Annotated in this window: 17 protein-coding genes; 7 read left to right on the top strand and 10 right to left on the bottom strand. The window is 68.8% G+C overall.

The features are described from left to right. Window positions 1-73 precede the first annotated feature (73 nt). The 3 genes from APZ21_RS32125 (at window position 74) to APZ21_RS32115 (ending at window position 4,274) form a co-directional block, all read left to right on the top strand. Entirely contained in the window at window positions 74-1,681 is a 1,608-nt protein-coding gene (locus tag APZ21_RS32125; protein WP_054816928.1) for an alpha/beta hydrolase, read from the top strand. Between the two features lie 51 nt (window positions 1,682-1,732). Further along, complete coding sequence (locus tag APZ21_RS32120) at window positions 1,733-3,361, top strand: GMC oxidoreductase (RefSeq protein WP_054816845.1); 1,629 nt, start codon at window positions 1,733-1,735, stop codon at window positions 3,359-3,361. 70 nt (window positions 3,362-3,431) lie between these two features. Further along, window positions 3,432-4,274, top strand: a complete 843-nt coding sequence (locus APZ21_RS32115; RefSeq protein ID WP_054816844.1) for a hypothetical protein — start codon at window positions 3,432-3,434, stop codon at window positions 4,272-4,274. Here the strand turns inward: APZ21_RS32115 and APZ21_RS32110 are convergent, their stop codons facing one another. The 3 genes from APZ21_RS32110 to APZ21_RS32100 form a co-directional block, all read right to left on the bottom strand. After that, window positions 4,275-5,489 carry a low temperature requirement protein A gene (locus APZ21_RS32110; RefSeq protein ID WP_054816843.1) on the bottom strand — a complete coding sequence of 405 codons (1,215 nt, stop codon included), beginning with the start codon at window positions 5,487-5,489 and terminating at the stop codon, window positions 4,275-4,277. A gap of 53 nt (window positions 5,490-5,542) precedes the next feature. Beyond that, entirely contained in the window at window positions 5,543-5,998 is a 456-nt protein-coding gene (locus tag APZ21_RS32105) for an SRPBCC family protein (RefSeq protein ID WP_054816842.1), read from the bottom strand. A gap of 153 nt (window positions 5,999-6,151) precedes the next feature. After that, complete coding sequence (locus APZ21_RS32100) at window positions 6,152-6,343, bottom strand: DUF1918 domain-containing protein (RefSeq protein WP_054816841.1); 192 nt, start codon at window positions 6,341-6,343, stop codon at window positions 6,152-6,154. Window positions 6,344-6,827: 484 nt separating this feature from the next. Between APZ21_RS32100 and APZ21_RS32095 the strand changes: the two genes are divergently transcribed. Beyond that, window positions 6,828-8,093 (top strand): aspartate kinase, encoded by a 1,266-nt coding sequence (locus APZ21_RS32095; protein WP_054816840.1) that lies wholly within the window; start codon window positions 6,828-6,830, stop codon window positions 8,091-8,093. Between the two features lie 2 nt (window positions 8,094-8,095). After that, a complete protein-coding gene (locus APZ21_RS32090; RefSeq protein ID WP_054816839.1) occupies window positions 8,096-9,130 on the top strand; it encodes an aspartate-semialdehyde dehydrogenase in 1,035 nt (344 codons plus the stop codon). Here the strand turns inward: APZ21_RS32090 and APZ21_RS32085 are convergent. Next, window positions 9,117-10,505 (bottom strand): serine hydrolase domain-containing protein, encoded by a 1,389-nt coding sequence (locus APZ21_RS32085; protein ID WP_054816838.1) that lies wholly within the window; start codon window positions 10,503-10,505, stop codon window positions 9,117-9,119. The two genes, APZ21_RS32090 and APZ21_RS32085, sit on opposite strands and share 14 nt — an antisense overlap. Before the next feature lie 470 nt (window positions 10,506-10,975). On the opposite strand from APZ21_RS32085, the gene APZ21_RS32080 reads away from it, so the two are divergent. Next, window positions 10,976-11,410: a Fur family transcriptional regulator gene (locus tag APZ21_RS32080; RefSeq protein ID WP_054816927.1), complete on the top strand. Its 435-nt coding sequence runs from the start codon at window positions 10,976-10,978 to the stop codon at window positions 11,408-11,410. Between the two features lie 168 nt (window positions 11,411-11,578). Here the strand turns inward: APZ21_RS32080 and APZ21_RS34610 are convergent, their stop codons facing one another. Further along, window positions 11,579-11,719, bottom strand: a complete 141-nt coding sequence (locus APZ21_RS34610) for a hypothetical protein (RefSeq protein ID WP_156371449.1) — start codon at window positions 11,717-11,719, stop codon at window positions 11,579-11,581. A 488-nt stretch (window positions 11,720-12,207) separates the two neighbouring features. Between APZ21_RS34610 and APZ21_RS32075 the strand changes: the two genes are divergently transcribed. Beyond that, window positions 12,208-12,870 (top strand): arsenate reductase ArsC, encoded by a 663-nt coding sequence (locus APZ21_RS32075; RefSeq protein WP_054816837.1) that lies wholly within the window; start codon window positions 12,208-12,210, stop codon window positions 12,868-12,870. Here APZ21_RS32075 and APZ21_RS32070 read toward each other — a convergent pair whose 3' ends face one another. From APZ21_RS32070 to APZ21_RS32050, 5 genes are all read right to left on the bottom strand, one after another. Continuing rightward, window positions 12,871-14,913, bottom strand: a complete 2,043-nt coding sequence (locus APZ21_RS32070) for an MMPL family transporter (RefSeq protein WP_054816836.1) — start codon at window positions 14,911-14,913, stop codon at window positions 12,871-12,873. Window positions 14,914-15,022: 109 nt separating this feature from the next. Further along, window positions 15,023-16,261 (bottom strand): FAD-dependent monooxygenase, encoded by a 1,239-nt coding sequence (locus APZ21_RS32065; RefSeq protein ID WP_054816835.1) that lies wholly within the window; start codon window positions 16,259-16,261, stop codon window positions 15,023-15,025. Between the two features lie 162 nt (window positions 16,262-16,423). Next, window positions 16,424-18,154 carry an allophanate hydrolase gene (gene atzF, locus APZ21_RS32060; RefSeq protein WP_054816834.1) on the bottom strand — a complete coding sequence of 577 codons (1,731 nt, stop codon included), beginning with the start codon at window positions 18,152-18,154 and terminating at the stop codon, window positions 16,424-16,426. A gap of 1 nt (window position 18,155) precedes the next feature. Next, window positions 18,156-21,722: an urea carboxylase gene (gene uca, locus APZ21_RS32055; RefSeq protein ID WP_054816926.1), complete on the bottom strand. Its 3,567-nt coding sequence runs from the start codon at window positions 21,720-21,722 to the stop codon at window positions 18,156-18,158. 63 nt (window positions 21,723-21,785) lie between these two features. Then, complete coding sequence (locus tag APZ21_RS32050) at window positions 21,786-22,493, bottom strand: GntR family transcriptional regulator (RefSeq protein WP_054816833.1); 708 nt, start codon at window positions 22,491-22,493, stop codon at window positions 21,786-21,788. Window positions 22,494-22,544: the final 51 nt, after the last annotated feature.

Below are 22,544 nucleotides of genomic sequence, written 5' to 3'. Positions count from 1 at the left end.
CCGCGAAAATCGGGGTGGATGTCCGCATCGAGGATGACGACCGCGACGGGGGTCACACCGGACGATGATGTCCGTGCGTAGATGGAGTTGTGCCGTCGCGGCGGCCGTGCTGGTCGTCCTGCCCGCGGCGAGCGGATGCGGTCGGACGACCGCGCACGAATCGGCGGTCGCCGCACTGGTCGAGCAGGCGGACGCGGTGGCCACGCCGAATCTGGAGTGGACGGCGTGCGCCGGACCGGGACTCGCCCGCTACGAATGCGCGACGGCCCGTGTGCCGCTGGATTACTCCCGACCCGACGGCGAGACCATCGACCTCGCGGTGCTGCGCCAGCCCGCCGGCGATCCTGATCGTCGTCTCGGCACCCTGTTCACGGCCGCGGGCGGACCCGGTCGCTCCGGATTCGCGATGGCCGCCGAGGGTCCGCTGTTCGCGGGGGAGCTGAGTCGCCGCTTCGATGTGGTGACCTTCGACCAGCGCGGTGTCGGCCGCAGCGCGCCGGTGCGCTGTTTCGTCGACGCCGACGAACGGCAGCGTTCGGGTTCGACGGCCGCGCTCGTGCCGGTGACGGTCGACCAGCAGGAGGAGGCCGAGCGCGCTGGGCAAATGACGGCTCGCGGCTGCGCGGCCGACAGCGGTGTGCTGCTGCCCCATCTGACCACCGTGGACGCGGCTCGCGACCTGGATCTGCTGCGCCGGGCGGTCGGCGAATCGCGGCTGACCTTCCAGGGCGACGACTACGCGAGCTACGTCGGCGTCGTCTACGGCGCGCTGTTCAGCGACCGAGTGCGCGCGCTGCAACTCGGGTCGCCGGTCGATCCCGAGCCCTATACCCGCGATACGCGGGTCGCCCTCGCCGATACCGCGCTCGGCAGCGAGGAGGTGCTCGGCGAATTCTTCCGGCTGTGCGCCGCCGCGGGCGGATCGGGATGCGCGTTCGCGGACCCGCCGCGCGGCGCCGATTTCGCCCGCGCGACCGTCGCCCACGCACCGAGTGACCCGCGTGCCCGCCACACCGCTCTGCTCGAGCGCCTGCGCGGTGGGCCGATCACGGTCGGCACGGGGGAGCGAGCGGTCGCGGTGAGCTATGCCGAACTCGTGCGGGCGCACGTCGGGTTGTTGTCCGACGCCGCGGACGGCTGGTCCGATCTGGCCCGGATACTCGCCGAACTCGACCGCGGCGCCGACGGTGATGCCGCGGCGGTGCGTCCGATCCTGGCACGCCTCGCCCCGGACCTCGCCGCCCGCGATTCCTTCACCGCGATCTCCTGCGCCGATCACACACTGCCCGATCAGCCGGGCGCCTGGCCGGGTATGGCTAGCGAAATAGATTCTGCCGCACCAACTTTCGGATCGTACTTGCTCTATCTTCGGCTGCCGTGCGCTTCGTGGCCGATACCGGCCGGTGGCTATCAGCAGCGCTATACCGGTCCGTGGACCCTCGGTGCGGACAAGCCCGCGCTGCTGTTCGCAAACCGCTTCGACCCGGTGACCCCGCTGACCTCCGCCCAGCGCGCCCAGCAGGAACTGGTGAACGCCCGACTGGTCGTCGTCTCCGACGGCTACGGCCACGATACGGCGAACGAATGCACCGTCAACCTGCGCGAACGCTATCTGGTCGACCTCCGGTTACCCGCCCCGGGCGCCACCTGCGCCGCCGACGTACAGCCCTTCACCTCCTGAGCCTCGGTCGGGTAGTCTGCGCTCGGCCATGCGTGATGAGGGAGGTGGCCGGTGGACAGACGCGCCTTTTTTCGGGCGGCCGCGGCGACGGCGTTGGTAGGAGCCGCGGGTGCGGCCGGCATGTCGATCGGCGCGCGGCCCGCCGCGGCGGATCCGATCTGGTACAGCCTCTTCCGCGCTTGGGTGCCGGAAATCTTTGCGCCGCTGCCCGATCCGCCCGAGCACACGCCCGCGATCATCGTCGGCTCAGGATTCGGCGCGGCGGTCACGGCGCTGCGCTTGGCCGAGGCGGGCGTGGTCAGCACCGTGCTCGAGCGTGGTTCGCTGTGGCCCAACGATCCGTGGCGGGAGATATTCACCGGCGACGACCTGCCCGACGGCCGCGGTTTCTGGCATCGTACGGATTTCACCGGCGTCACCAAGGTGCCCATGCAGTTCGCCAGTTTCGGCGGCGTGCTGGACTGCACATCCTACCCTGGTATCGACGTGTGGCGGGCCGCGGCGGTGGGCGGCGGTTCGGTGATCTTCACCGGCGCGATGGTCGCGCCCGAGCGGCGCTTCTTCGACCAGATCTTCGGCGGCGTGGTCGATTACGGCGAATTGAACAGCGTCTACTATCCCCGCGTCCGGCAGATGCTGCGGCTGGATTCCATCCCGGACGATCTGTACCGATCCGCGCCGTTCACTCATTCCCGGGCCTGGGACGATCAGGTACGCAAGGCGGGATACCAACCGCTGCCCAATGATTCGATCTTCGACTGGAATATCCTGCGCGCCGAACTCGCGGGCGCGAGCCGTCCCTCGGCCACCGTGGCGCGCAGCAACCTCGGCAATTCCAACGGCGCGAAGTTCGACCTGAACCAGAACTATCTGAAATACGCTCGCGATACCGGGAAGTCGGCGATCTTCCCGGGCCACCGCGTCGACAGCATCGCTCAGGAATCCGGCGGCCGTTTCGTCGTCACGGTGACCAAACTCGCGCCGACCGGCGACCAGCTCGGCACCCGCACCCTGACCTGTGACCGGCTTTTCCTCGGGGCCGGATCAATCGGCACCTCCGAATTGCTGGTGCGCGCCCAGGCCACCGGAACGCTGCCGAATCTCAACGAGCACATCGGCGACGGCTGGGGCACCAACGGTGACGTGGTGCTCGCGCGCGGCGCCAGCGCGGTCGCCGGATTCGGGCAGGGCGTGCCGAGCGCGAGCCGCGTCTTCGACGAGCGCACGGTGCCGGTCACGCTGGAGAACTGGTACATCCCCGGCATACCGTTCGAGACCGGCGCCCTGGCCTCGCTCGGCATGGTGCTCGATCCCACCCGCACCCGTTTCGGCTACGACCGCGCCACCGGCGGGGTCGGACTGACCTGGTCCACGCGCAACCGCGACGAGACGACCGCCGCGGCCCGTGCGGTCGATCATCGCATCGCCGAGCAAGCGGGCGCGCTGTTCGAGTACGGCGCGCTCGGCTATGACGCCAACGCGCTGTTCACCGCCCATCCCCTGGGCGGGGCGGTTCTGGGTAAGGCCACCGACGGTTACGGACGGGTGCACGGGCATCCGGGCCTGTACGTCATGGACGGCGCGGCGGTGCCGGGCAGCACGGGCACGGTCAATCCCACGCTCACCATCACCGCACTGGCCGAACGCAATATCGAGAACATCATCCGCACCGGCCGCTGAAGGTCTGCCCTCGGCGCCGGATCGGCGGGCTACTCTCGGCGAGACCGGTCGGCGTCGAAGGGATTCACCTGTGGCAACAGCTACCGCGCCCGCGCGCGGCGAGGCGGCGCATCCGGGGCTGCCGCCGAAGCCGCCCGCGTTGTGGACCGATCTGGTCATGCTCGTCCTGGCCGTGATCTCGGTCGTGCTGGTCGTCTGGGTCAGTTTCTTCCCGGTGTCGCACCACCTCTACCGGGCCGTGGTCATCGTCGACTGGTCGATCTGCGCGATCTTCGCCGTCGAATTCCTGTGGCGTTGGCGCCGGGCAGGCTGGCCGTGGACCTTCCCGTTCGTCTACTGGTACGAAGTGCTCGGTATGGTCCCGGTGACCAGCCCGTTCTTCCGAGGATTACGGCTGCTGCGCATCGTGGTGATCGCCGTGCGACTCGGCCGCGTCGCCGACCGCGCCCTCGGCGAACGGGTCACCGCGGCGGTGGTGAACCGGTTCGTCAAGACGATCGTCGACGTCATCAAACGTCCGATGACGATCGCGGTGCTCGACGAGGTCGGCCGGGTGCTGCGCACCGGTCACTACACTCGCAATATCGCCGCCGCGCTGGAGGAGAACCGCGCGGAGATGGACGAGATGATCGTCGAGTTGATCAAGAAGGACCCGCAGGCGGGCAAGGTCCGCTATCTCCCGTTCCACGACGAGATCATGCGCCTGGTCGCCGACACCACCTTCCGCATCGTCTTCCAGGTGCTCGCCGATCCGCGCACCGACGAACTGGTCTCGGACATGATCCGCGAGAACGTGGACCAGATCCGGGCGGCGGTGCGGGACGGAGTCGAGGTGGAGCCGTCGGAGTACGGGCACACTCCGCGTGAACGCCGCGTCGCTCACCTGACTCGACGGCCGCCCGCGGCGCCCTGATCAGTGCTCGGCTACCGGGTGGCGGATCTCGTCGCGCGGGCGCGCGTACCTGGTGACCTCCCACAGGATCAGCGCCGCCAGCACCGCGCACAGCAGGGTGAGCGCGGCGAGCGCGGGCAACGCGCAGGCCGGCGGGGCCAGTGCGATCAGCGCGGCGGCGGTGATCACCCGCTGCCACGAGATCTCGCGCGTCGCATAGTGTTTGAAGCCGACCAGGGCGATCAGGTAGAGCACGACGCCGCCGTAGAGTGCGAACAGCGGAATGCCGTAGAGCGGGTCGGACAGCGTGTGGTGCGAGGCGTCGCCGACGTAGTAGAGCACCTTCTTCAGTCCCAGCGACAGGCCGATGATGCCGACGATCATCGGGAAGTGCCAGTAGGTGTAGCTGGTGCGGGCGATCTTTATCTGGCGTTGCCCGGTGGCCGTCCTCAGTTCGTGTTCCACCGCGAGCGCGGCCACGTCGAAATAGGCCCACCACAGCAGTCCCGCGACCGTGAGACCCAGTAGCGAACCGACCGCGATCGGCCAGGAAATGGGCAGGCCCGCGACGCCGATGCCGATGGAGACGATGGATTCGCCGAGCGCCACGATGATGATGAGCCCGTAGCGCTCGGCGAAATGGGTCGCGGAGTTCACCCGCCAGTCCTCGCCGGCGAGCAGGGTCCACAGCATGTCGCCCGCGATGGCGGCCACCCACAGCGCGATCTGGGTGAGACCGGAGGTCGTGGCGGCGATTACCAGCAGTGTGGTGCCGATGGTGATCGAGCCGAGCGCCCATCTGGTGACCTGACCGCGCAACTGCCGGTCCTCGGCGCTGGCGAGGTAGAACATCCACAGGTGGATCAGGCGGGTCACCATATAGGCGATCGCGAACACGAGCGGGCCGAACCAGCCGCCGGGCAGATCGTGGAACGCCTCGGGAATGGTGAGCGCGGCGATGAGACCGCCGCCCATGGCCGCGAACATCGCCACCCGGGTGATGCCCTCGTCGGCCTTGACCACATTGCCCAGCCACGAGTACGCGATCCAGACCCACCACATGACCGCCAGCACCAGCACGGCGCGCAGCATGTTCTCGGCTGTGGTCTCCTCGGCGGCCAGATCGGTCACCATCGTGAACGCGAAGACCAGCACGAGGTCGAAGAACAGTTCGAGCTGGGTCACCGAGCCGCCCTCGGCCTGCTGTGTGAACCGGGGCCGCTTGCTACCGATCATGGGCATATCGTCGCATCCCGCGCGCTCGTGCGGTCGGCGCGTTCGCGCCGAAGTCAGAGCGCCCGATAGTCCCGCGGTTCGGCGTAGGATTCGGCGAATTCGATGAAGTTCTGCACCATGGCCTCGTGGTAGCGCTGCATGGTGCGTTTCATGACCAGGCCGGGCAGCGGAATGCGCGAGTGGATCTCGGCGTGGTAGCGGACCTTGGTCTCGGCGGGTCCGTCGGCGACGTCGAACCAGATGCCGCCGCCGATGCCGCGCGAACTGTCGACCACGTTCCAGGTGACGCGATCGGCGGTCCACTCGTATTCGAGCACCTGGATATCGGAGCTGCCGAGCACATCGGCGGTGACGTAGACCCGGCGCGGTCTGCCGTTCTCGTCGCGGGTCGCTATGCGCGCGTCCCGGTACATCGACCATTCGGGGAGCATGTCGATAGCCGCCAGAGCCTCGAAGACCTGCGCCCGAGGAATGTCGACTGCGAAGTGGATATCGATCTTCGTGCGCATGCCATACCTCCACCCCCCGGCGGACCAACTCGGCCGATTCTGCACAGCCGTATTCCGTCCGTCAACCAGGTGATGCGGTTCGGGTATGACACTACTGGCGGGTAATGCGGGGCCGGTACAGCCGCCGCCGCGCGGTACCCGGCGGTACCGGTTTCAGTCGCCCTCGGCGGGTTCGACGACCGTATCGGGACCCGGATACATCAGCGATTCGTGTCCGTCGGCGAATCGCACCACATAGGGCGGCGATCCGTCGTGGCCGCGGACCTCGATGATCTCGCCTCGACGGTCAGCCTCGCCCACCACGTGTCCGTGTACGTGCAGCCGGTCTCCGACATTCGCGATCATGGCCCCATTATTCCGGCTTCGTGATGGGGGTCACAAGATTTCCCGCCGATGTGACCCAGCTGTCATGCGGAGTGGCCCGCGCGGCGCGGTTCGAGCAGGGCGGGGCGTCGACGCTCTCGGCCTGCGGGGTTGTGGACAGGTGTGGAGTACCTCACTTACCTGTGCTTCGGGGAGCGGGGCGAGGCGGCGGTGGCATGTCTCGGCGAAGTTCGGTCGGGGACTGCCCGGATCGGGTGCGCCCGGGTTGTCGGTGCGTCGGTCACGGCGGGGTGACCTGCGCAATCGAATGGGGCGGGCGGTCGGCGCGGTGAGGGTGTTCCGAAGGCGAACCACCGCGCGCGCTCCGTCGGATTCCGGTTCGGGTACCGAGCCGACGATGTGCTCCAGGCGGGCGGCGGGCGCACGGTAGCGGCATATTCCCTGGACGTGGGCCGGTACTCTGGTCTGCTGTCAGCTGCTGTTGCCGATCGTGGAGGACCCTGTCGTGGCTCTCGTTGTTCAGAAGTACGGAGGATCCTCGGTGGCCACCGCCGAGCGCATCCGGCGCGTCGCTGAACGGATCGTCGAAACGAAGAAACAAGGCCACGACGTGGTGGTCGTCTGCTCGGCGATGGGTGACACCACCGACGAACTGCTGGATCTGGCCCAGCAGGTGGCGCCCGCGCCGCCCGCCCGCGAGATGGACATGCTGCTCACCTCCGGTGAACGCATCTCCAACGCGCTGGTCGCGATGGCCATCCATTCCCTCGGTGCCGAAGCCCGCTCGTTCACCGGCTCGCAGGCGGGGGTGATCACCACCGGCGCGCACGGCAAGGCGAAGATCATCGACGTCACCCCGAGCCGGCTGCGCTCGGCCCTGGACGAGGGACTCGTGGTGCTGGTCGCCGGATTCCAGGGGGTGAGTCAGGACAGCAAGGACGTCACCACCCTCGGCCGCGGCGGGTCCGACACCACAGCGGTCGCGCTGGCCGCGGCACTGGACGCCGACGTGTGCGAGATCTACACCGACGTGGACGGCGTCTTCACCGCCGATCCCCGGATCGTGCCGGACGCCCAGCGGCTCGATCAGGTCTCCTACGAGGAGATGCTGGAACTGGCGGCCTGCGGGGCGAAGGTGCTGATGCTGCGCTGCGTCGAATACGCGCGCCGCTACAACGTGCCCGTCCACGTCCGCTCGTCCTACACCGACAAGCAGGGCACCTACGTTTACGGATCGATGGAGGACATCCCCTTGGAGCAAGCAATCCTCACCGGCGTCGCGCACGACCGCAGCGAGGCCAAGGTGACCGTCGTCGGCCTGCCGGACGAACCGGGCTACGCCGCCAAGGTGTTCCGCGCGGTCGCCGACGCCGAGATCAATATCGACATGGTCCTGCAGAACATCTCCAAGATCGACACCGGCAAGACCGACATCACCTTCACCCTGCCCAAGACCGACGGCTCGCGCGCCGTCGAGATGCTCACCCGCCGCCAGGACGAGATCGGGTTCGCCCAGGTGCTCTACGACGACCACATCGGCAAGGTGTCGCTGGTCGGCGCGGGCATGAAGAGCCATCCCGGCGTCACCGCCACGTTCTGCGAGGCGCTGGCCGAGGCGGGTGTCAACATCGACCTCATCTCCACCTCGGAGATCCGCATCTCGGTGCTGGTCAAGGACAGCGAACTCGATGAGGCGGTCAAGGTGCTGCACAAGGCATTCGATCTCGGCGGCGACGAGGTCGCCGTGGTGCACGCGGGAACGGGGCGATAAGCGTGGGTATTCGCGTCGGCGTCGTCGGTGCGACCGGTCAGGTCGGCGCCGTCATGCGCAAGCTGCTCGAGGAGCGCGACTTCCCGGCCGACGAGGTGCGGTTCTTCGCCTCCGCGCGGTCCGCGGGCAAGACGCTGCCCTGGCGCGGCGGCGAGATCGTGGTCGAGGACACCGAGACCGCGGACCCGTCCGGTCTCGACATCGCGCTGTTCTCCGCGGGGGCGACCATGTCCCGGGTGCAGGCGCCGCGCTTCGCGGCCGCGGGCGTCACCGTTATCGACAATTCCTCGGCTTGGCGCAAGGATCCCGAGGTCCCGCTGGTCGTCAGCGAGGTCAATCCTGAGCAGACCCGCAATCTGGTCAAGGGCATCATCGCCAATCCGAACTGCACCACCATGGCCGCCATGCCGGTGCTCAAGCCGCTGCACGACGCGGCCGGGCTGCGCAGGCTGATCGTGTCGAGTTATCAGGCCGTATCCGGTAGCGGTCTGGCCGGTGTCGAGGAACTCGCCACCCAGGTCCGCGCGGTGGTCGACGATGCCGAGAAGCTCGTGCACGACGGCGGCGCGGTCGCCTTCCCGCAACCGAACAAGTACGTCGCGCCCATTGCCTTCGACGTGATCCCGCTGGCCGGGTCGATCGTCGACGACGGCAGCTTCGAGACCGACGAGGATCAGAAGCTGCGCAACGAGAGTCGCAAGATCCTCGGGCTGCCCGAGCTGCTGGTCAGCGGCACCTGCGTGCGGGTGCCGGTGTTCACGGGACACTCGCTGTCGATCAATGCCGAATTCGCCGAACCGATCTCGGTCGAGCGGGCCGAACAGATCCTCGCGGGCGCGCCGGGTGTGAAACTGGTCGAGGTGCCGACGCCGTTGCAGGCCGCCGGTGTGGACGAATCGCTGGTCGGACGTATCCGTCAGGATCCGGGAGTGCCCGACGGCCGCGGTCTCGCGCTGTTCGTCTCCGGGGACAATCTGCGCAAGGGCGCGGCGCTCAATACGATCCAGATCGCCGAGGTGCTGCTCAGCGACCGCTGAGTTCGACGGTCGGCGAGTTCGGCCGCTGGGACCGGATGCCGGGTGCGTTCGGTCCGAGGCAGGCGAGGATGGCGCAGCCGGGCGCGGTATCGGCGAACGGCGGCGCCAGCGGATAGTTCAGGCAGCTGAGCACATTGCAGCCCGGATAGGCGCTCGGTCCGATGCCGAAGACGGCGAGCAGGATGTTGGCGTCCACGTAGCGGCTCGGGTCGAGGCGCAGCGGCGGTTCGAGGTACGGTCCGGGATCGGGCATCGGGTTGTCCTCGAATGCGGCGAACAGCCGCCGGAAGAATTCGTAGGGCAGTTCCGCGGTGTTCTGCACGATTCCGGAGACCCCGTAAGCGCTGACATTGCCGTACGCGCCGGTCCACATCACGGTGAGATCGAGGCTCGGCATGACGAAGACGTTCTGGAGGCCCAGTCCGGCCATCATGTAGGTGTCATCGGGCAGGAAGCTCGCGGCCTCGGCGCATCCCGGGCCGAGCCAGAACAGATATCCGTAGCAGCTGTTGGCCGCCGAGGGGGTGCGTGCCTTCGCGAGATAGTCCGCCGAGACGATCCTTCGGGCGTCCCAGAGTCCGTCATTGCCGACCAGCAGACCGAGTTTGGCGAAGTCGTCGGGCGGGATCATGAGGTGCGCGTAACCGTAGGTGTGGCCCGCGCGGTCGCGCGCCCAGTAGTAGTCGGTGCGCTCGATGCCGAGTGGGTCGAACAGTTCGCGCTGCGCGAAGTTCTGAAGCGGTTCGCCCAGTGCCGATTCCAGCACGTAGGCCAGCAGATCCACATTGCGCTGGCTGTAGCTGAACGTGGTGCCTGGCGGATTGTCCAGCGGCACGCCGAGTGCCTGGACCGCGCTGTTGGGGTCGAGCGGGATCACGCCGGTGACGCCCTCGGTGAGCACGCCGACCTTCATGCCCGAGGTCTCGGTGAGCAGATTCTCCACGGTTATCGAGCGGTGCGCCTCGTCGCCGAGACCCGGCGGCAGATAGCGGTCGATGGCTGCGTCGAGGTCGAGAAGGCCACGGTCCCATGCCATTCCGGTGAGCACCGACACCACGCTCTTGGTGGCGCTCCAGATATTCCAGGCCACCTTGCCGGTGAGCTCGTTCGTCGGACCTTCGCCGACCAGACAGTTGTGCCGGAAAACCTGGACGTTCAACCGATTCCGGGTGGCCGCGAATCGCAGCGCGGTGTCAAGGCGCGCGGGGTCGAGCCCGACCTGTTCGGGGGCGGCCCTTTCCGGTTCCCGCCCGGAGGACACCCGGCAGTGCGTCTGCTCGGCGGTGGGCGCCGCCTGCGCGGACCCGGCGAACACACTTCCCGCCACCAGCGTTGCCGCCGCGATACCGATCGTCAGTCCCCGCATACGCCCCATGCGAAAAGGCTATCGCGCCGTTCGCCTTCCAGCCGGGCAACAGGCGGGATGTCCCGGATGTGAAGCCGGCCGAGGTCCGCCTGCTGCCGCATCGAACCTCGCGGCGCCGCCGGACCCGTGAGGATTCGACGGCGCCGCGAGGGCCGACGTCCCACATGCGCCTCTCGGCGAGTGGTCGCTCGAAGCGACGGAGGTTGCGGCCCGGGGCTGTACGGACGTCGACAGTGGCTTACAACCGGTGCGCCCCCGGATCTATTCCGCTCCGTCCGGGGTGATTCGCGCCGAACTTCCCGCCGCGGCCGAACTTCCCAGGGGGCACGCGGTATCGCTGGTCGCGCCGACCACCCGACGGGCCGCCGCGGGGCTGATCGGTGACCGGGTCGCGCGGGGCTACGGTCCGGTTGTCGGTCGCCTCACACCTGTCCCCGGTTTTCTTGACCGCCTCCGGAAAACTGGCGACCATCGACTCTATGCACGACACGGGCGACCCACGCGAGTGGTTACGGCGGGCGGGACTGCGCGTCACCGCCCCGCGGGTCGCGGTGCTGAGCGCGGTTGCCGCGCAACCCCATTCCGATGCCGACCGGGTCGCCGCGGCCGTCCGGGCCTCGATCGGCTCGGTGTCCACCCAGGCCGTCTACGACGTACTGCACGCCTGCGTGAACGCGGGCATCCTGCGCCGTATCGAACCGGCGGGCTCGGCGGCGCTCTACGAGACCCGCACCGGTGACAACCACCACCACCTGGTGTGCCGCGGCTGCGACACCGTCGTCGACGTGGATTGCGTGGTCGGCGCGATGCCGTGCCTGGAACCCGGCGACGCGCACGGATTCGCCGTGGACGAGGCGGAGGTCGTCTTCTGGGGGCTGTGCCCGGCCTGCCGTTCGGCGCCGTCCGCCATGTAGCCCATCGCAGGCGTACAAGGGGGAGGTGCGTATCCAGCCAGGGCGCACCTCCCCGGCACACCATGTACCCGCCTATCGGCGGACTCAATCAGGAACCGACCACACAGAATTTCGCCCCCGGCCGCTGGCCGGGGGCGATTGTCGTGGTTGTGGTTGGTCGGGTCGGTGTCAGAGCAGGCCCCACCAATACAGAAGGCAAGCCAATACGAAGACCACCACGGTTTCCATGTCGCTCCAATCTCGCCGGCGCACTACTTCCATGATGGCTCCAATACCGACCGCGTGGGGCGAATTGGCTTTCACCAGCATTTTCTTTGCTCCAAGGTCTTTTTAAGAGCGCAGCAAGCCGTCCATCGCATTGTGTATCTCGACACCGGGGTTCACCGGTAACACCGAACGGAAGGACGGACACAGATGATCGCCAACCAGACAGTCGACTACCGCCGGTAACCGAGGAAAGGGGGGAGCAGCCACGGCCGGGGTGGGGAACCCGATTCGACTTGTCCACGAGGGGTGACAAGTCGGATCCGGGGGATGACGGCGGCCGGATCGGTCCACGAGGGGTGACCGATCCGGCGAACCGTCATCGGGCAGGCATGGTGGCACTTCCGGAAGCTGATGAGCGATCGGGGCGCAACCGCTGCGACCGGTAACCATTCGATGCATGTCGTCGACGCCATCCGCGGTAACGGGCCGGGCCGGTGCACGAGGGGTGACCGGCCCGGCCGCGCCGCGTGGTGACAGGGTTCACGGGAAGTTCGTTTGCCGCTTCAAGTGACACCCGGGAAACTTGACGAGTGTCTGAGCTCTCAGCCACGCCGCACTATCGGCTTTTGGCGCTGGACCACGATGTGGCGCTCGAACGCGCGGAAGAACGCTTGCGCCTCGATTTCGTGACGCTGTTCGACTGGGACACCGTCCACGACTATCTGGAATCGTCCTACGACGAAGTCGTCGCCCGCTCGACCGTGGACGCCTACGTCCCGACGCTGGCCGAACGCTTCTGCCGCCGCAAGCTCGAAGACCGCGCCCGCGTCGAGGGCAAGCGACGGCGGACCGATCCCACGGTGCTGTTCCTGTGCACCCACAACGCCGGGCGTTCGCAGATCGCCCTCGGCTTCTTCGACCACTACGCCCGCGGCCGGGCGATGGCCTGGTCCGGTGGCTGTGAGCCGAGCGCGACGATCAATCCCACGGCCGTCGAGGCGATGGCCGAGATCGGCATCGATATCTCCGACGGTTATCCCAAGCCGTGGACCTACGAGGTCATGAGGGCCGCCGACGTCGTGGTCACGATGGGGTGCGGCGATATCTGCCCGCTGGTGCCGGGGCCGCGCTACCTCGAATGGATCATCGACGACCCGGCCGGACTCGAGATCGACGAGGTCCGGCCGATTCGCGACGACATCGGCAGGCGCGTCGAGAACCTGCTGACCGAATTGGGTGTGCCGCCGCGCTGATCACCGGCTCAGCTCACCGGGCCACCAGAGCTTCGGGCCGATCAGCCGGAACAGCGCGGGGATGATGAGCGTGCGCACCACGAAGGTGTCGAGCAGGATGCCGAGGCCGACCACGATGCCCAACTGGGTCAGCGTGATCAGCGGCAGCACGCCGAGCACGCAGAACACCGCGGCGAGCACGATGCCCGCGCTGGTGATGACGGCGCCGGTCGCCGACACCGCGCGCACGATGCCGCCGGTGGTGCCGTGCGCGGGCGTCTCCTCCCTGGCCCTGGTCACCAGGAAGATCGTGTAGTCGACGCCGAGAGCGACCAGGAACAGGAAGGCGAACAGCGGCACGCTGGTGTCGATGCCGGGGAAGCCGAACAGATGCACGCTCAGCCAGCTGCCGAGCCCCAGCGCGGCGACCGCGCTGAACACGGTGATCGCGACCAGCAGCACGGCGGCCGGAATCGCACGCAGCAGGGCCAACAGGATCACGCAGACCACGGCGAGGATGAGCGGGATGATCAGCGTGCGGTCGCGCTCGGCGGCCGTGCGGACATCCAGTTCCTCCGCGTCGGCGCCGCCGACGGCCGCCTCGGCTTCGGGTATGTCCGTCACGGCGGCGCGCATGTCCTCGACGATCGTGAAGGCGCGGTCGGAAGCGGGTGCGGCGTCTATGACGACCGACCAGCGCGCGAGTCCGGTCTGGGAGGTCCCGGTGGGGGTCACGCGCACGACGCCGGGAACGCCGGTGAGTGCCCGCTGCACCTTGGGCGCCGCGCCTGCCTGCGCGACGACGAGCGCCGGATCGGAGGAACCGGACGGGAAGTGCTCGGCGAGGGTGTCGAAGCCGTCCACGGATTCGGCCCGCACCCGGAACTGTTCGGTCTGGGTGAGGCCGATGTCGACGGTCCACAGTCCGGCGGTGCAGAGGGCGAGCAGAGCGGTCGCGGCGGCGGTGACGGTCCAGGGTCGGGCGACGACCTTCGTGGCGATCGTATGCCAGACCCCCTGTTCGGCGCGGTCGATGTCGTCGGGGTGGGGGACGAACGGCCAGAAGACCTTTCGCCCGCACAGTGCCAGCGCGGCGGGCAGGCCCAACAGGACGAAGACCAGCGCGACCAGCAGACCCGAGGCCGCAAGCACGCCGAGACTGCGGGTGCTCGGCACCGAGGCGAGCACCAGGACCAGCAGTGCGGCGACGACGGTGAGATTGCTCGCCAGGATCGCGGGTCCGGCGCGGCGCACCGCGTGGCGCAGGGCGTCGCGGTGATCGGATTCGCGGTGCAATTCGTCGCGGTAGCGCGAGACCAGCAGCAGCGCGTAGTTGGTGCCCGCGCCGAAGACCAGCACGCTGGTGATGCCCGCGGTCGAACCGTCGAAGCTGAGTCCGGTCAGGCGGGCGACGCCGGTGCCGACGGTGGTGGCGAGCCGGTCCGCGGTGCCGATGACGAGCAGCGGAATCAGCCACAGCACCGGCGAGCGGTAGGTCAGGATGAGCAGCACCGCCACCACCAGTGCGGTGACCGCGAGCAGTGTGGTGTTGGCGCCGGAGAACGAGTCGGCGATATCGGCGCCGAAGGCCGGGCCGCCGGTGATCAGGATGCGCAGCGTGTCGGGTGCGCCGTCGCGCACGGCCGTGCGCAGCGCGTCGACGCGATCGGTGAGCGCGGTGCCGTTGAGATCGGCGGGGATCGGGATGCGGCCGATCAGCGCCTTGCCGTCCTCGGAGCTCAGATATCCGCCCGCGCCGAGTCCGGGCTCCGCGCGGTCGAGTGCGGCGGTGGCCGCGCCGCGGTCGGACTCGGTGATCGCCGCGCCGTCGGTGCGGGTCACCACGACGATGGCCGCGGCCGAGCCCGCGTCGGGGAACTGTTGGGCGGTTTGTGCCGCGCGGGCGGATTCGGCGGTGTCGGGCAGCGATTTCGGCGCCTGACCCGCGGTGTCGTTTCCGCCGATGCCCGCGGTGAGGGCGGCGGACGCGGCGATCAGCAGGAGCAGGAACACCCAGGAGCGGCGGGCGGTGACGGCGGCGGCGTAACGATCCCAGAAACCCACGGTCGAACCCTCTCATATCGAGCGTCGACCGTCCGCTCACCCGGGCAGTCGGGCAAAAATGTGCCCGCGCGGCGAAGCCCGCCCGCGGCGATCATGCCGACGCCGTGGCTCATTCGCGTGACCAGGCGGTGTGCGGCGTCGGATACTCCGGCAGTGCGTAGCCCTCGGTGTCGGTGAGCATCCGCATGACCAGCGGTTTCATCACTCGCGTCGTCATGAGCCGGGATACCGCGTGGCCCGCGCGGATGCCGAGGCGGGTCTTGGGCGTCATGGCCCGCAGACCGCCGGGCGGCAGTTCCTGCGCGGCGCTCACGAACGGGCGCAGCCGCTGTTCGTAACCCGTCAGCGCCCGCACCGGATCGGCGGCGTGCCCGACGATCTCCCCGGCGAGCAGATACGCGCCGACGAGCGCCATCGCCGTGCCCTGCCCGGTCAGCGGCGAACCGCAGTAGCCCGCGTCACCGAGCAGTGCGACCCGCCCGCGCGTCCACCGCGGCATCTCGATGCGGGCCAGTTCGTCGAAGTAGAAGTCCTCGGCCTCGGACATGGCGGTGAGTATGGCGTCGGTGTGCCAACCGCCGCCCGCGAGCCGGGTGCGGATCAGCGCCCGCTGGGCGGCGGGGTCGCGGCGCAGGACCGGATCGGCGGGACAGCGCAGGATGACGATGGCTTTGCAGGTCGCCGGATCGGCGTCGGGACGGATTCCGATGCAGGTCGCGCCGACCAGCGCGTGCATCGAGAACCAGTGCGATTCGATATCCGCGGGCGTCGGCATGGTGAAGAAGCTCATGTAGCCGCCGAGGTAGGTGCTGAACTGCTCCTCCGGCCCGAAGGCGAGGGCGCGGGTGGCCGAGTGCAGGCCGTCGGCGCCGATGACGATGTCGTAGCGTTCGTCGCCGCCGGAGGCGAAGCGGACTCGCGCGCCGGTGTCGTCCTGGTCGATGCCGGTGATGCGGTCGCCGTAGCGGTAGTCTGCGCCGCCCGTCTCGGCCACCGCGTCGAGCAGCACCTGATTCAGGTCGCCCCGGGTGATCTCGATATCGGCCACGCCGCCCTTGCCGTCGAAAAGTTCGGCGGGCATGCGCAGGATTTCGCGGCCATTGCCGTCGACGTGGACCATGCCGCGCTCATCGAGGCGATGCCGTTGGATGCCGGGCATGAGACCCATGCGTTCGGCGATTTCGCGACTGGGTCCGCGCAGGTCGACCGCTTGGCCGCCGGGTCGGGGCGCGGCGGCGCGCTCCACGACCGTGACCGCGACGCCCGCGCGGAGCAATTGCAGCGCGACGGCGTTGCCGCCGATGCCGCCGCCGGAGACGAGGACACGGGGACGGGTGGTGGCGCTCATGGTCGCCCCTTTCTTGTTCGAATGTCTTAGACGTATGTCTAACAGAGCCCTTGAACGTCTGTCTAGTACATTTGTGTAAGACATTCGTACCGGCTGGTCGAGCCGGAAACGCCGATGGACCGGGGCCGTCGGGCCTCGGTCCATCGCGTCGCCGATTCGGACTCAGTTCCGGTGTCGCAGATACGCCTTCCATCCGCCGAACGCGGTGATATCGGTCGCCGCCCGCGCCGCGTCGAAGGCGCAGGCGAAGCCGACGACCGCGCGGCCGTCGGCCAATTCGATACTCGTCAGGGCCATCGGGGCGGGCAGACCGGCCAGGAAGCCGCCCAACCCGGCCCGCGAGACCAGGAACAGCTCACCCCGGATCGGCGCGCCGAGTCCCGCGCCGTGGCGCACCAGTCCCGGTTTCGGGGGCGTGGTGTCCAATGCCGTGAGCCGATAGGCGTCGGTCGTCGCGATCTCGCCGAGGAATCGGGCGCCGATCTCCTCCAATTGCCAGTGCAGCGGCTCTCCGCGCAGGTGCGCGCCGAAGACCGCCAGTTCCACGCCGTCGGACACCAGTGCGGGCGATTCGGCGGCGATGATCCGGGACGCCAGATCGATCGCCACCTGATCGCCGAAGGCTGGAGTCACCACCATCACGCCGAAGGGATCGCCCGTGGCGGTCGGCACGCCCGGCACCGCGACGGCCGCCATATCCAGCAGGTTGCAGAAATTCGTGTAGGTGCCCATGCGGCGATTGATCGCGATCGGATCGGCCCGCACCGCCGCGATGGTCGGATGTTCGGTGGTGGTCGGCAGCAGTAGACCGTCGAAACCCCGAAGCACCTGCGCGGCCGTGGATCTGGCGCGCGCGAGGGTGTCGAGGTCTTCGGCGAAGCCGGGGCCGGTCGTCCGTCCCGCCGCGGCGATGATGGCCGCGACCGTCGGGTCGGCGCTCTCGGGTCCGGTGGCGAGGAAGGCGCCGACGGCCGCGTACCGCTCGGCGACCACCGAACCGTCGTAGAGCAGCAGCGCCGCGTCCAGTAGCGCGGAGATATCGATCTCCCGCACCTCGACACCCGAAGCAGCCACGGCGGCAACGGTTTCGGCGAAGGCGGTGCGGTATTCGGGAGTGAGCGCGCCCAGGTCGGCGGCGCGCGGGACCGCCAGCGCGGGGCGGGCGGGGGCGGCCAGGCGCACATCGGCGGGCCAGGTCCGGCTGCGCGGATCACGCGACTCGGGACCCGCCATGACCGCGGCCGCGGCCACCGCCGCGCGCAGATCGGCGGCGAAGACGGTCACCGCGTCATAGTCCGCGCAGGCGGGCACGACGCCGTGGGTGGGGATGATCCCGAGTGTGGCCTTGATGCCGACGATTCCGTGCAGCGCCGCGGGCACCCGACCCGAACCCGCGGTATCGGTGCCGACGCCGATGTCGGCGATCCCGAGCGCCACCGCCACGGCGGATCCTGAACTCGAACCGCCGGAGACCAATTCGGGATTCAGCCCGTTGCGCACCGCGCCATACGGGCTTCGGGTGCCGACCAGACCGGTGGCGAACTGGTCCAGATTGGTCTTGCCGAGCACCACCGCGCCCGCCGCGACCAGTCGCTGCACCGCGGCCGCGGTGACCTCGGCGGTATAGGCGAACTCGGGACAGGCCGCGGTGGTCGGCAGGCCCGCCACGTCGATATTGTCCTTCACCGCGACCAGTACCCCGGCCATCGGCAATTCCTCGCCCGCGGCCACTCCGCGCTCGACCGCGGCGGCATCCGCGACGACGTCGTCCCGGTTCCGCAGGGTTATCCACACCTCGGGACGGTCCACCTCGGCGATGCGCCGAAACGCGGCCGCGACCCGTTCGGTCGGTGATTCGTTCACCGCGGTGTTGTCAAGGACGCCGCTGGACATGTCAGTCGACTCCGATCACTGCTAGAGGAGTTCCCGGTTCCACCTTCGCGCCGGGTGCGGCGAACACCCGCAGAACCGTGCCGGTACCCGGGCTGTGCACCGGCAGTTCCAGTTTCATGGCCTCGAGAATGGCGATCGGGTCGCCCGCGCGGAGCCGTTGCCCCTCCGCTATCTCGACCCGCCACACATTGCCGATCATCGGCGCGGTGACCACGGTCGCGTTCGGAGGCAGTCCGGCCAGCGGATCCGCGGCCGATTCGACGCGGGGTTCCACGACGGCGGCGCGCTCGAACTCGCCCGCCGCCCGCCAGGCTCGCTTCTCCGCCTCGAACGCCGCGGCCTGTCCGGCCTCGAAGGCCGCGATGGATTCGGCGTTCTCGGCGAGCATGCGCCGGTGGTCGGCCAGGGCGAAGGCGCCGGTGCCGATCTCGGCGTCGAAGCGTCCCGCGGCGGCGGCCGCGCGGTATTCCAGCAGTTCCGCCGGCGTGACCGGTTCCCAGACGATGCGGTCGAAGAACCGGAACAGCCACGGTGTGCCGGGTTCGAACGGCGCGCTCTGGCGGTAGCTCGACCAGATCGGCACGGTCCGCCCGATCAGCTGATAGCCGCCGGGGGAGGCCATGCCGTAGACGCACAGGTATTTGCCGCCGATGCCGACCGCGTCCGAAGGCGTCCAGGTGCGCGCCGGATTGTATTTGGTGGTCACCAGGCGATGACGCGGGTCCAGCGGAACCGCCAGCGGCGCGCCCAGGTACACGTCGCCGAGACCGAGCACCAGGTATTCGGCGTCGAACACGGCCGCGCGCACCTGGTCGACGCTGTCGAGTCCGTTGACGCGCCTGATGAATTCGATATTCGACGGCAACCAGGGCGCGGTGTCGCGCACACCGCTGCGGTAGCGGTCGATCGCCTCGGCGATGGAGGGGTCATCGAACGACAGCGGCAGCCGGATGGTGCGACTCGGCACCGTCAGGTCCTCGGTCGCGGGCAGTTCCGATTCGAGCTCCGCCAGCGCGCCGACCAGTCTGCGCTGGGGAAGGACCTGTGGATCGATGTGGATGTGCAGCGACCGCACACCCGGGGTGACATCGATGATGCCGGGCAGACCGAGTCCGCCGAGCGCCTCGGCCAGTGCGTGCACGCGCATACGCAGCCCGAGGTCGAGCACCATGTCGCCGTATTCGACCAGGACGTTGTCGTCACCGCCGCGCAGGTACACCGCGCTCGGGCGGTCCGAACCCGCCCGCACTCCGCCGAGCACGCCCCGGTCGGCGGCTGTGGATGAGTGTGCACTGTCGGCGCGGTTCAGCGCGCGGGGAACCGAGGAGAGCGCCCGCGCGTGCGAACCACGCAGGACCTCGGCCTCACCATCGGTGACCGGGACGAATCGCACCGTGTCGCCGGGACGCAGCTGACCGAGCTTCCAGCGGTGCGCCGAAACGACCGTAAGTGGGCAGGCGAATCCGCCCAGACTCGGGCCGTCGGGACCGAGCAGGATCGGCGTATCGCCGGAGACGTTCAGCGCGCCGACGCTGTACGGATTGTCGTGCAGATTCGACGGATGCAGTCCCGCGTCGCCGCCGTCGCCGCGCGACCAGGTCGGTTTCGGCCCTTCGAGGCGGATCCCGGTGCGATTGGCGTGACCGCCGACCCGCCACGGATGGTCGAAGAACCGCGCCATGTCGTCGTCGGTGAAATAGGCGGGCGCGGTCTGCGGTCCCACACCGACCGCCAGCTCCCACACGTGGCCGAACTCGGGCCGTCGTTCCGCCGGAACGACTTGCGGCACGGTCGATTCCGCGTCGCCGATGTCGATTACGTCGCCGGGCGCGAGCGCCCGACCGGTGACACCGCCGAATCCGCCGAGCGTGAAGGTCGCGGCGCTGCCGTGATACAGCGGGGCACGCACTCCGCCGCGGACCGCGAGATAGGTGCGGAGTCCGGCATCGACCGGCATGCCGATATCGACGATCGCGCCCGCGGGCAAGGTAACCGGCTCCCACATCGGCACGGACGCGCCGTCGACGGTGACCGGTGTCGGCGCGCCCGTCACACAGATCACCGCCGATCCGGCGAACCGCAGCCGCGGCCCGTGCAGGGTGCACTCCAAGGCGGGTGCCTGTGGCGCATTGCCCACCGCCGCCGTGGCCAGCGCGCAGGACAGGTCGTCCATCGGACCCGACGGCGGAATTCCCACCTGCCACAAGCCGATTCGGCCCGGCTGGTCCTGCACGGTCGTCATGGTGCCGCCGCGCAGCACGTCCATGCGCGATTCCACCGGCCGGATATCGGCCAGTGTCGTGGTCAGATGGGCGGCGGCAAGCACGGTCTCCGCGCTCGCCGCCGCCCGCAGTTGCGCGAGATTGGTTCGCACGCCGTGGATTTCCGTGCGCGCCAGCGCCCTCGCGAGATCCTCGAAGGCCACCGGGCGCGAGGAGCCCGCCGTGATCACCTTCGCCAGCAGCGGATCGTAGTACGGACTCACCTCGGTTCCGGTGCGTACCCAGGTGTCGACGCGGACATCGTCCGGAAACCGCGCCGCCGTGATCAGCCCCGCGCTCGGCCGGTGGTCATCGGCCGGATCCTCGGCGTAGACCCGCGCCTCGACGGCGTGACCGCGGATGGCGGGTCCGCATTCGGCCAGCTCGTCGATCATGGAACTGTCCCCGCCCGCGAGCCGCAGCATCCACTCGACGAGGTCGACACCGGTCACCGCCTCGGTCACCGGATGCTCCACCTGGAGACGGGTGTTCATCTCCAGGAAGGAGGCCGCTTCGGTGTCGAGGTCGTAGACGAACTCCACGGTGCCCGCCGAGCGGTAGTCCACCGAGCGCGCCAGATCGCGCGAGGCCGCCAGCAGGCGCTCGGCGGTCTCCTCCGACAGACCCGGCGCGGGCGCCTCCTCGATCACCTTCTGATTGCGCCGCTGAAGCGAACAGTCACGGGTGCCGAGGCTGATGACGCGCCCGCGTCCGTCGCCGAAGACCTGCACCTCGACATGCCGGGCACGCGTGACGAACCGTTCCAGGAAGACGCCGGAGGAGGAGAAATTGGTCGCCGCCGACCGCCGCACCCGCGGGTACGCTTCGCGCACCCCGTCGGCGTCGAAACAGGACCGCATGCCGATGCCGCCACCGCCGCCGACCGCCTTCAGCATCACGGGGAAGCCGATACGTTCCGCCTCGGCCACCGCGTGCTCGGCCGATTCCAGCAGTCCGCTGCCGTGGATCAGCGGAACCCCCACCGCCATCGCCGCCTCGCGCGCGGTGTGTTTGTCGCCGAAGATACGCAGTTGCCGCGGCGTCGGACCGACGAACAAGAGACCCGCCGCGGCCAGGTCGGTGGCGAATTCCGCACTCTCGGAGAGAAATCCGTAGCCCGGGTGAATGGCGTCCGCACCGCAGGCCAGCGCCGCCTCGATCACCCGGTCGGCGCGCAGATAGGACTGTGCCGGCGCGGCCGGACCCAGCGCCACCGCGATATCGGCGAATTCGACATGGGGAGCGCCCGCGTCGGCCTCGGAATGGACCGCCACGGTCTTCAACCCCAGTCGCCGCGCCGTGCGCATGATGCGGCAGGCGATCTCGCCGCGATTGGCGACGAGAACGGTATCGAAATCCACGCGCCCGCCCTATTCGGTCGCCAGGGACATCGCGGTGATCGCCCGCGTGACCCGGTCCAACACCACGTCGAGCGATTCCCCGATATGGGTGTGCAACAGGCGGTAGGCCGAGCGCAGGTCATCCGCCAGCACCGCCTCCATGATCCCCAGGTGTTCGGTGATGGTTGTCTCGATGCGGTTGTTGACCATGAAGTCGTACATGCGCACATGCCGGATACGGGAATTCACCGACTGCAACGCGCGCACGAGTTCGGCGTTTCCGGCGGAGGTCAGCAGGGTCACGTGGAACTCCTCGTCGCGCACCACGAAGCCCGGTTCCTGTGCGGGCGGATCGGCTCGCAGGGCGAGCCAGCTCTCCCGTTCGGTCTCCAACATGGCGCGGTCGTGTCGCACCGACGGATTGTCGATGGCGCGTTGAATACCACTGAGTTCCAGGGTGATACGCAGTTCGTATAGGTCGCGGATCAGCGGGATGCTCGGGCGCACCGGACTGAATCCGTATTCCTCGCGCTTGAGCAGACCGTCCGAACACAGAACCGTCAACGCCTCCCGGATCGGCGTCCGTGAAATGCCGAACCGCGCCGATAATTTCGGTTCGGTGAGGCGTTCACCGAATTTGATGTCCCCATTCATCAATTCCGCGCGTAACGTCGTGTAGACGACGTCGCGCAACGGCCGTCCCGCAGCATCGGCCAATGTGGCCACCCGTGTCGACATGCGTGTATACGCTATGGAGCTCGCGTTTCGGGCAGATGACGGCAGGTTAGC

Source organism: Nocardia arizonensis (assembly GCF_001310275.1).
GTDB lineage: Bacteria > Actinomycetota > Actinomycetes > Mycobacteriales > Mycobacteriaceae > Nocardia > Nocardia arizonensis.
Note: the sequence above shows the minus strand (reverse complement) of the source record. Positions and strands in the feature narration are given on the sequence as shown.

Bases quoted from the DNA above. Each gene is read 5' to 3' on its own strand.
- APZ21_RS32110 (WP_054816843.1), bottom strand. From the start codon at position 5,489: ATGATCGGTAGCAAGCGGCCCCGGTTCACACAGCAGGCCGAGGGCGGC.
- APZ21_RS32105 (WP_054816842.1), bottom strand. From the start codon at position 5,998: ATGCGCACGAAGATCGATATCCACTTCGCAGTCGACATTCCTCGGGCG.
- APZ21_RS32100 (WP_054816841.1), bottom strand. From the start codon at position 6,343: ATGATCGCGAATGTCGGAGACCGGCTGCACGTACACGGACACGTGGTG.
- APZ21_RS32085 (WP_054816838.1), bottom strand. From the start codon at position 10,505: ATGGGGCGTATGCGGGGACTGACGATCGGTATCGCGGCGGCAACGCTG.
- APZ21_RS32080 (WP_054816927.1), top strand. From the start codon at position 10,976: ATGCACGACACGGGCGACCCACGCGAGTGGTTACGGCGGGCGGGACTG.
- APZ21_RS34610 (WP_156371449.1), bottom strand. From the start codon at position 11,719: ATGCTGGTGAAAGCCAATTCGCCCCACGCGGTCGGTATTGGAGCCATC.
- APZ21_RS32065 (WP_054816835.1), bottom strand. From the start codon at position 16,261: ATGAGCGCCACCACCCGTCCCCGTGTCCTCGTCTCCGGCGGCGGCATC.
- atzF (WP_054816834.1), bottom strand. From the start codon at position 18,154: ATGTCCAGCGGCGTCCTTGACAACACCGCGGTGAACGAATCACCGACC.
- uca (WP_054816926.1), bottom strand. From the start codon at position 21,722: ATGCGCACGGCGCGGCGACTGGGGTTGAAGACCGTGGCGGTCCATTCC.
- APZ21_RS32050 (WP_054816833.1), bottom strand. From the start codon at position 22,493: ATGTCGACACGGGTGGCCACATTGGCCGATGCTGCGGGACGGCCGTTG.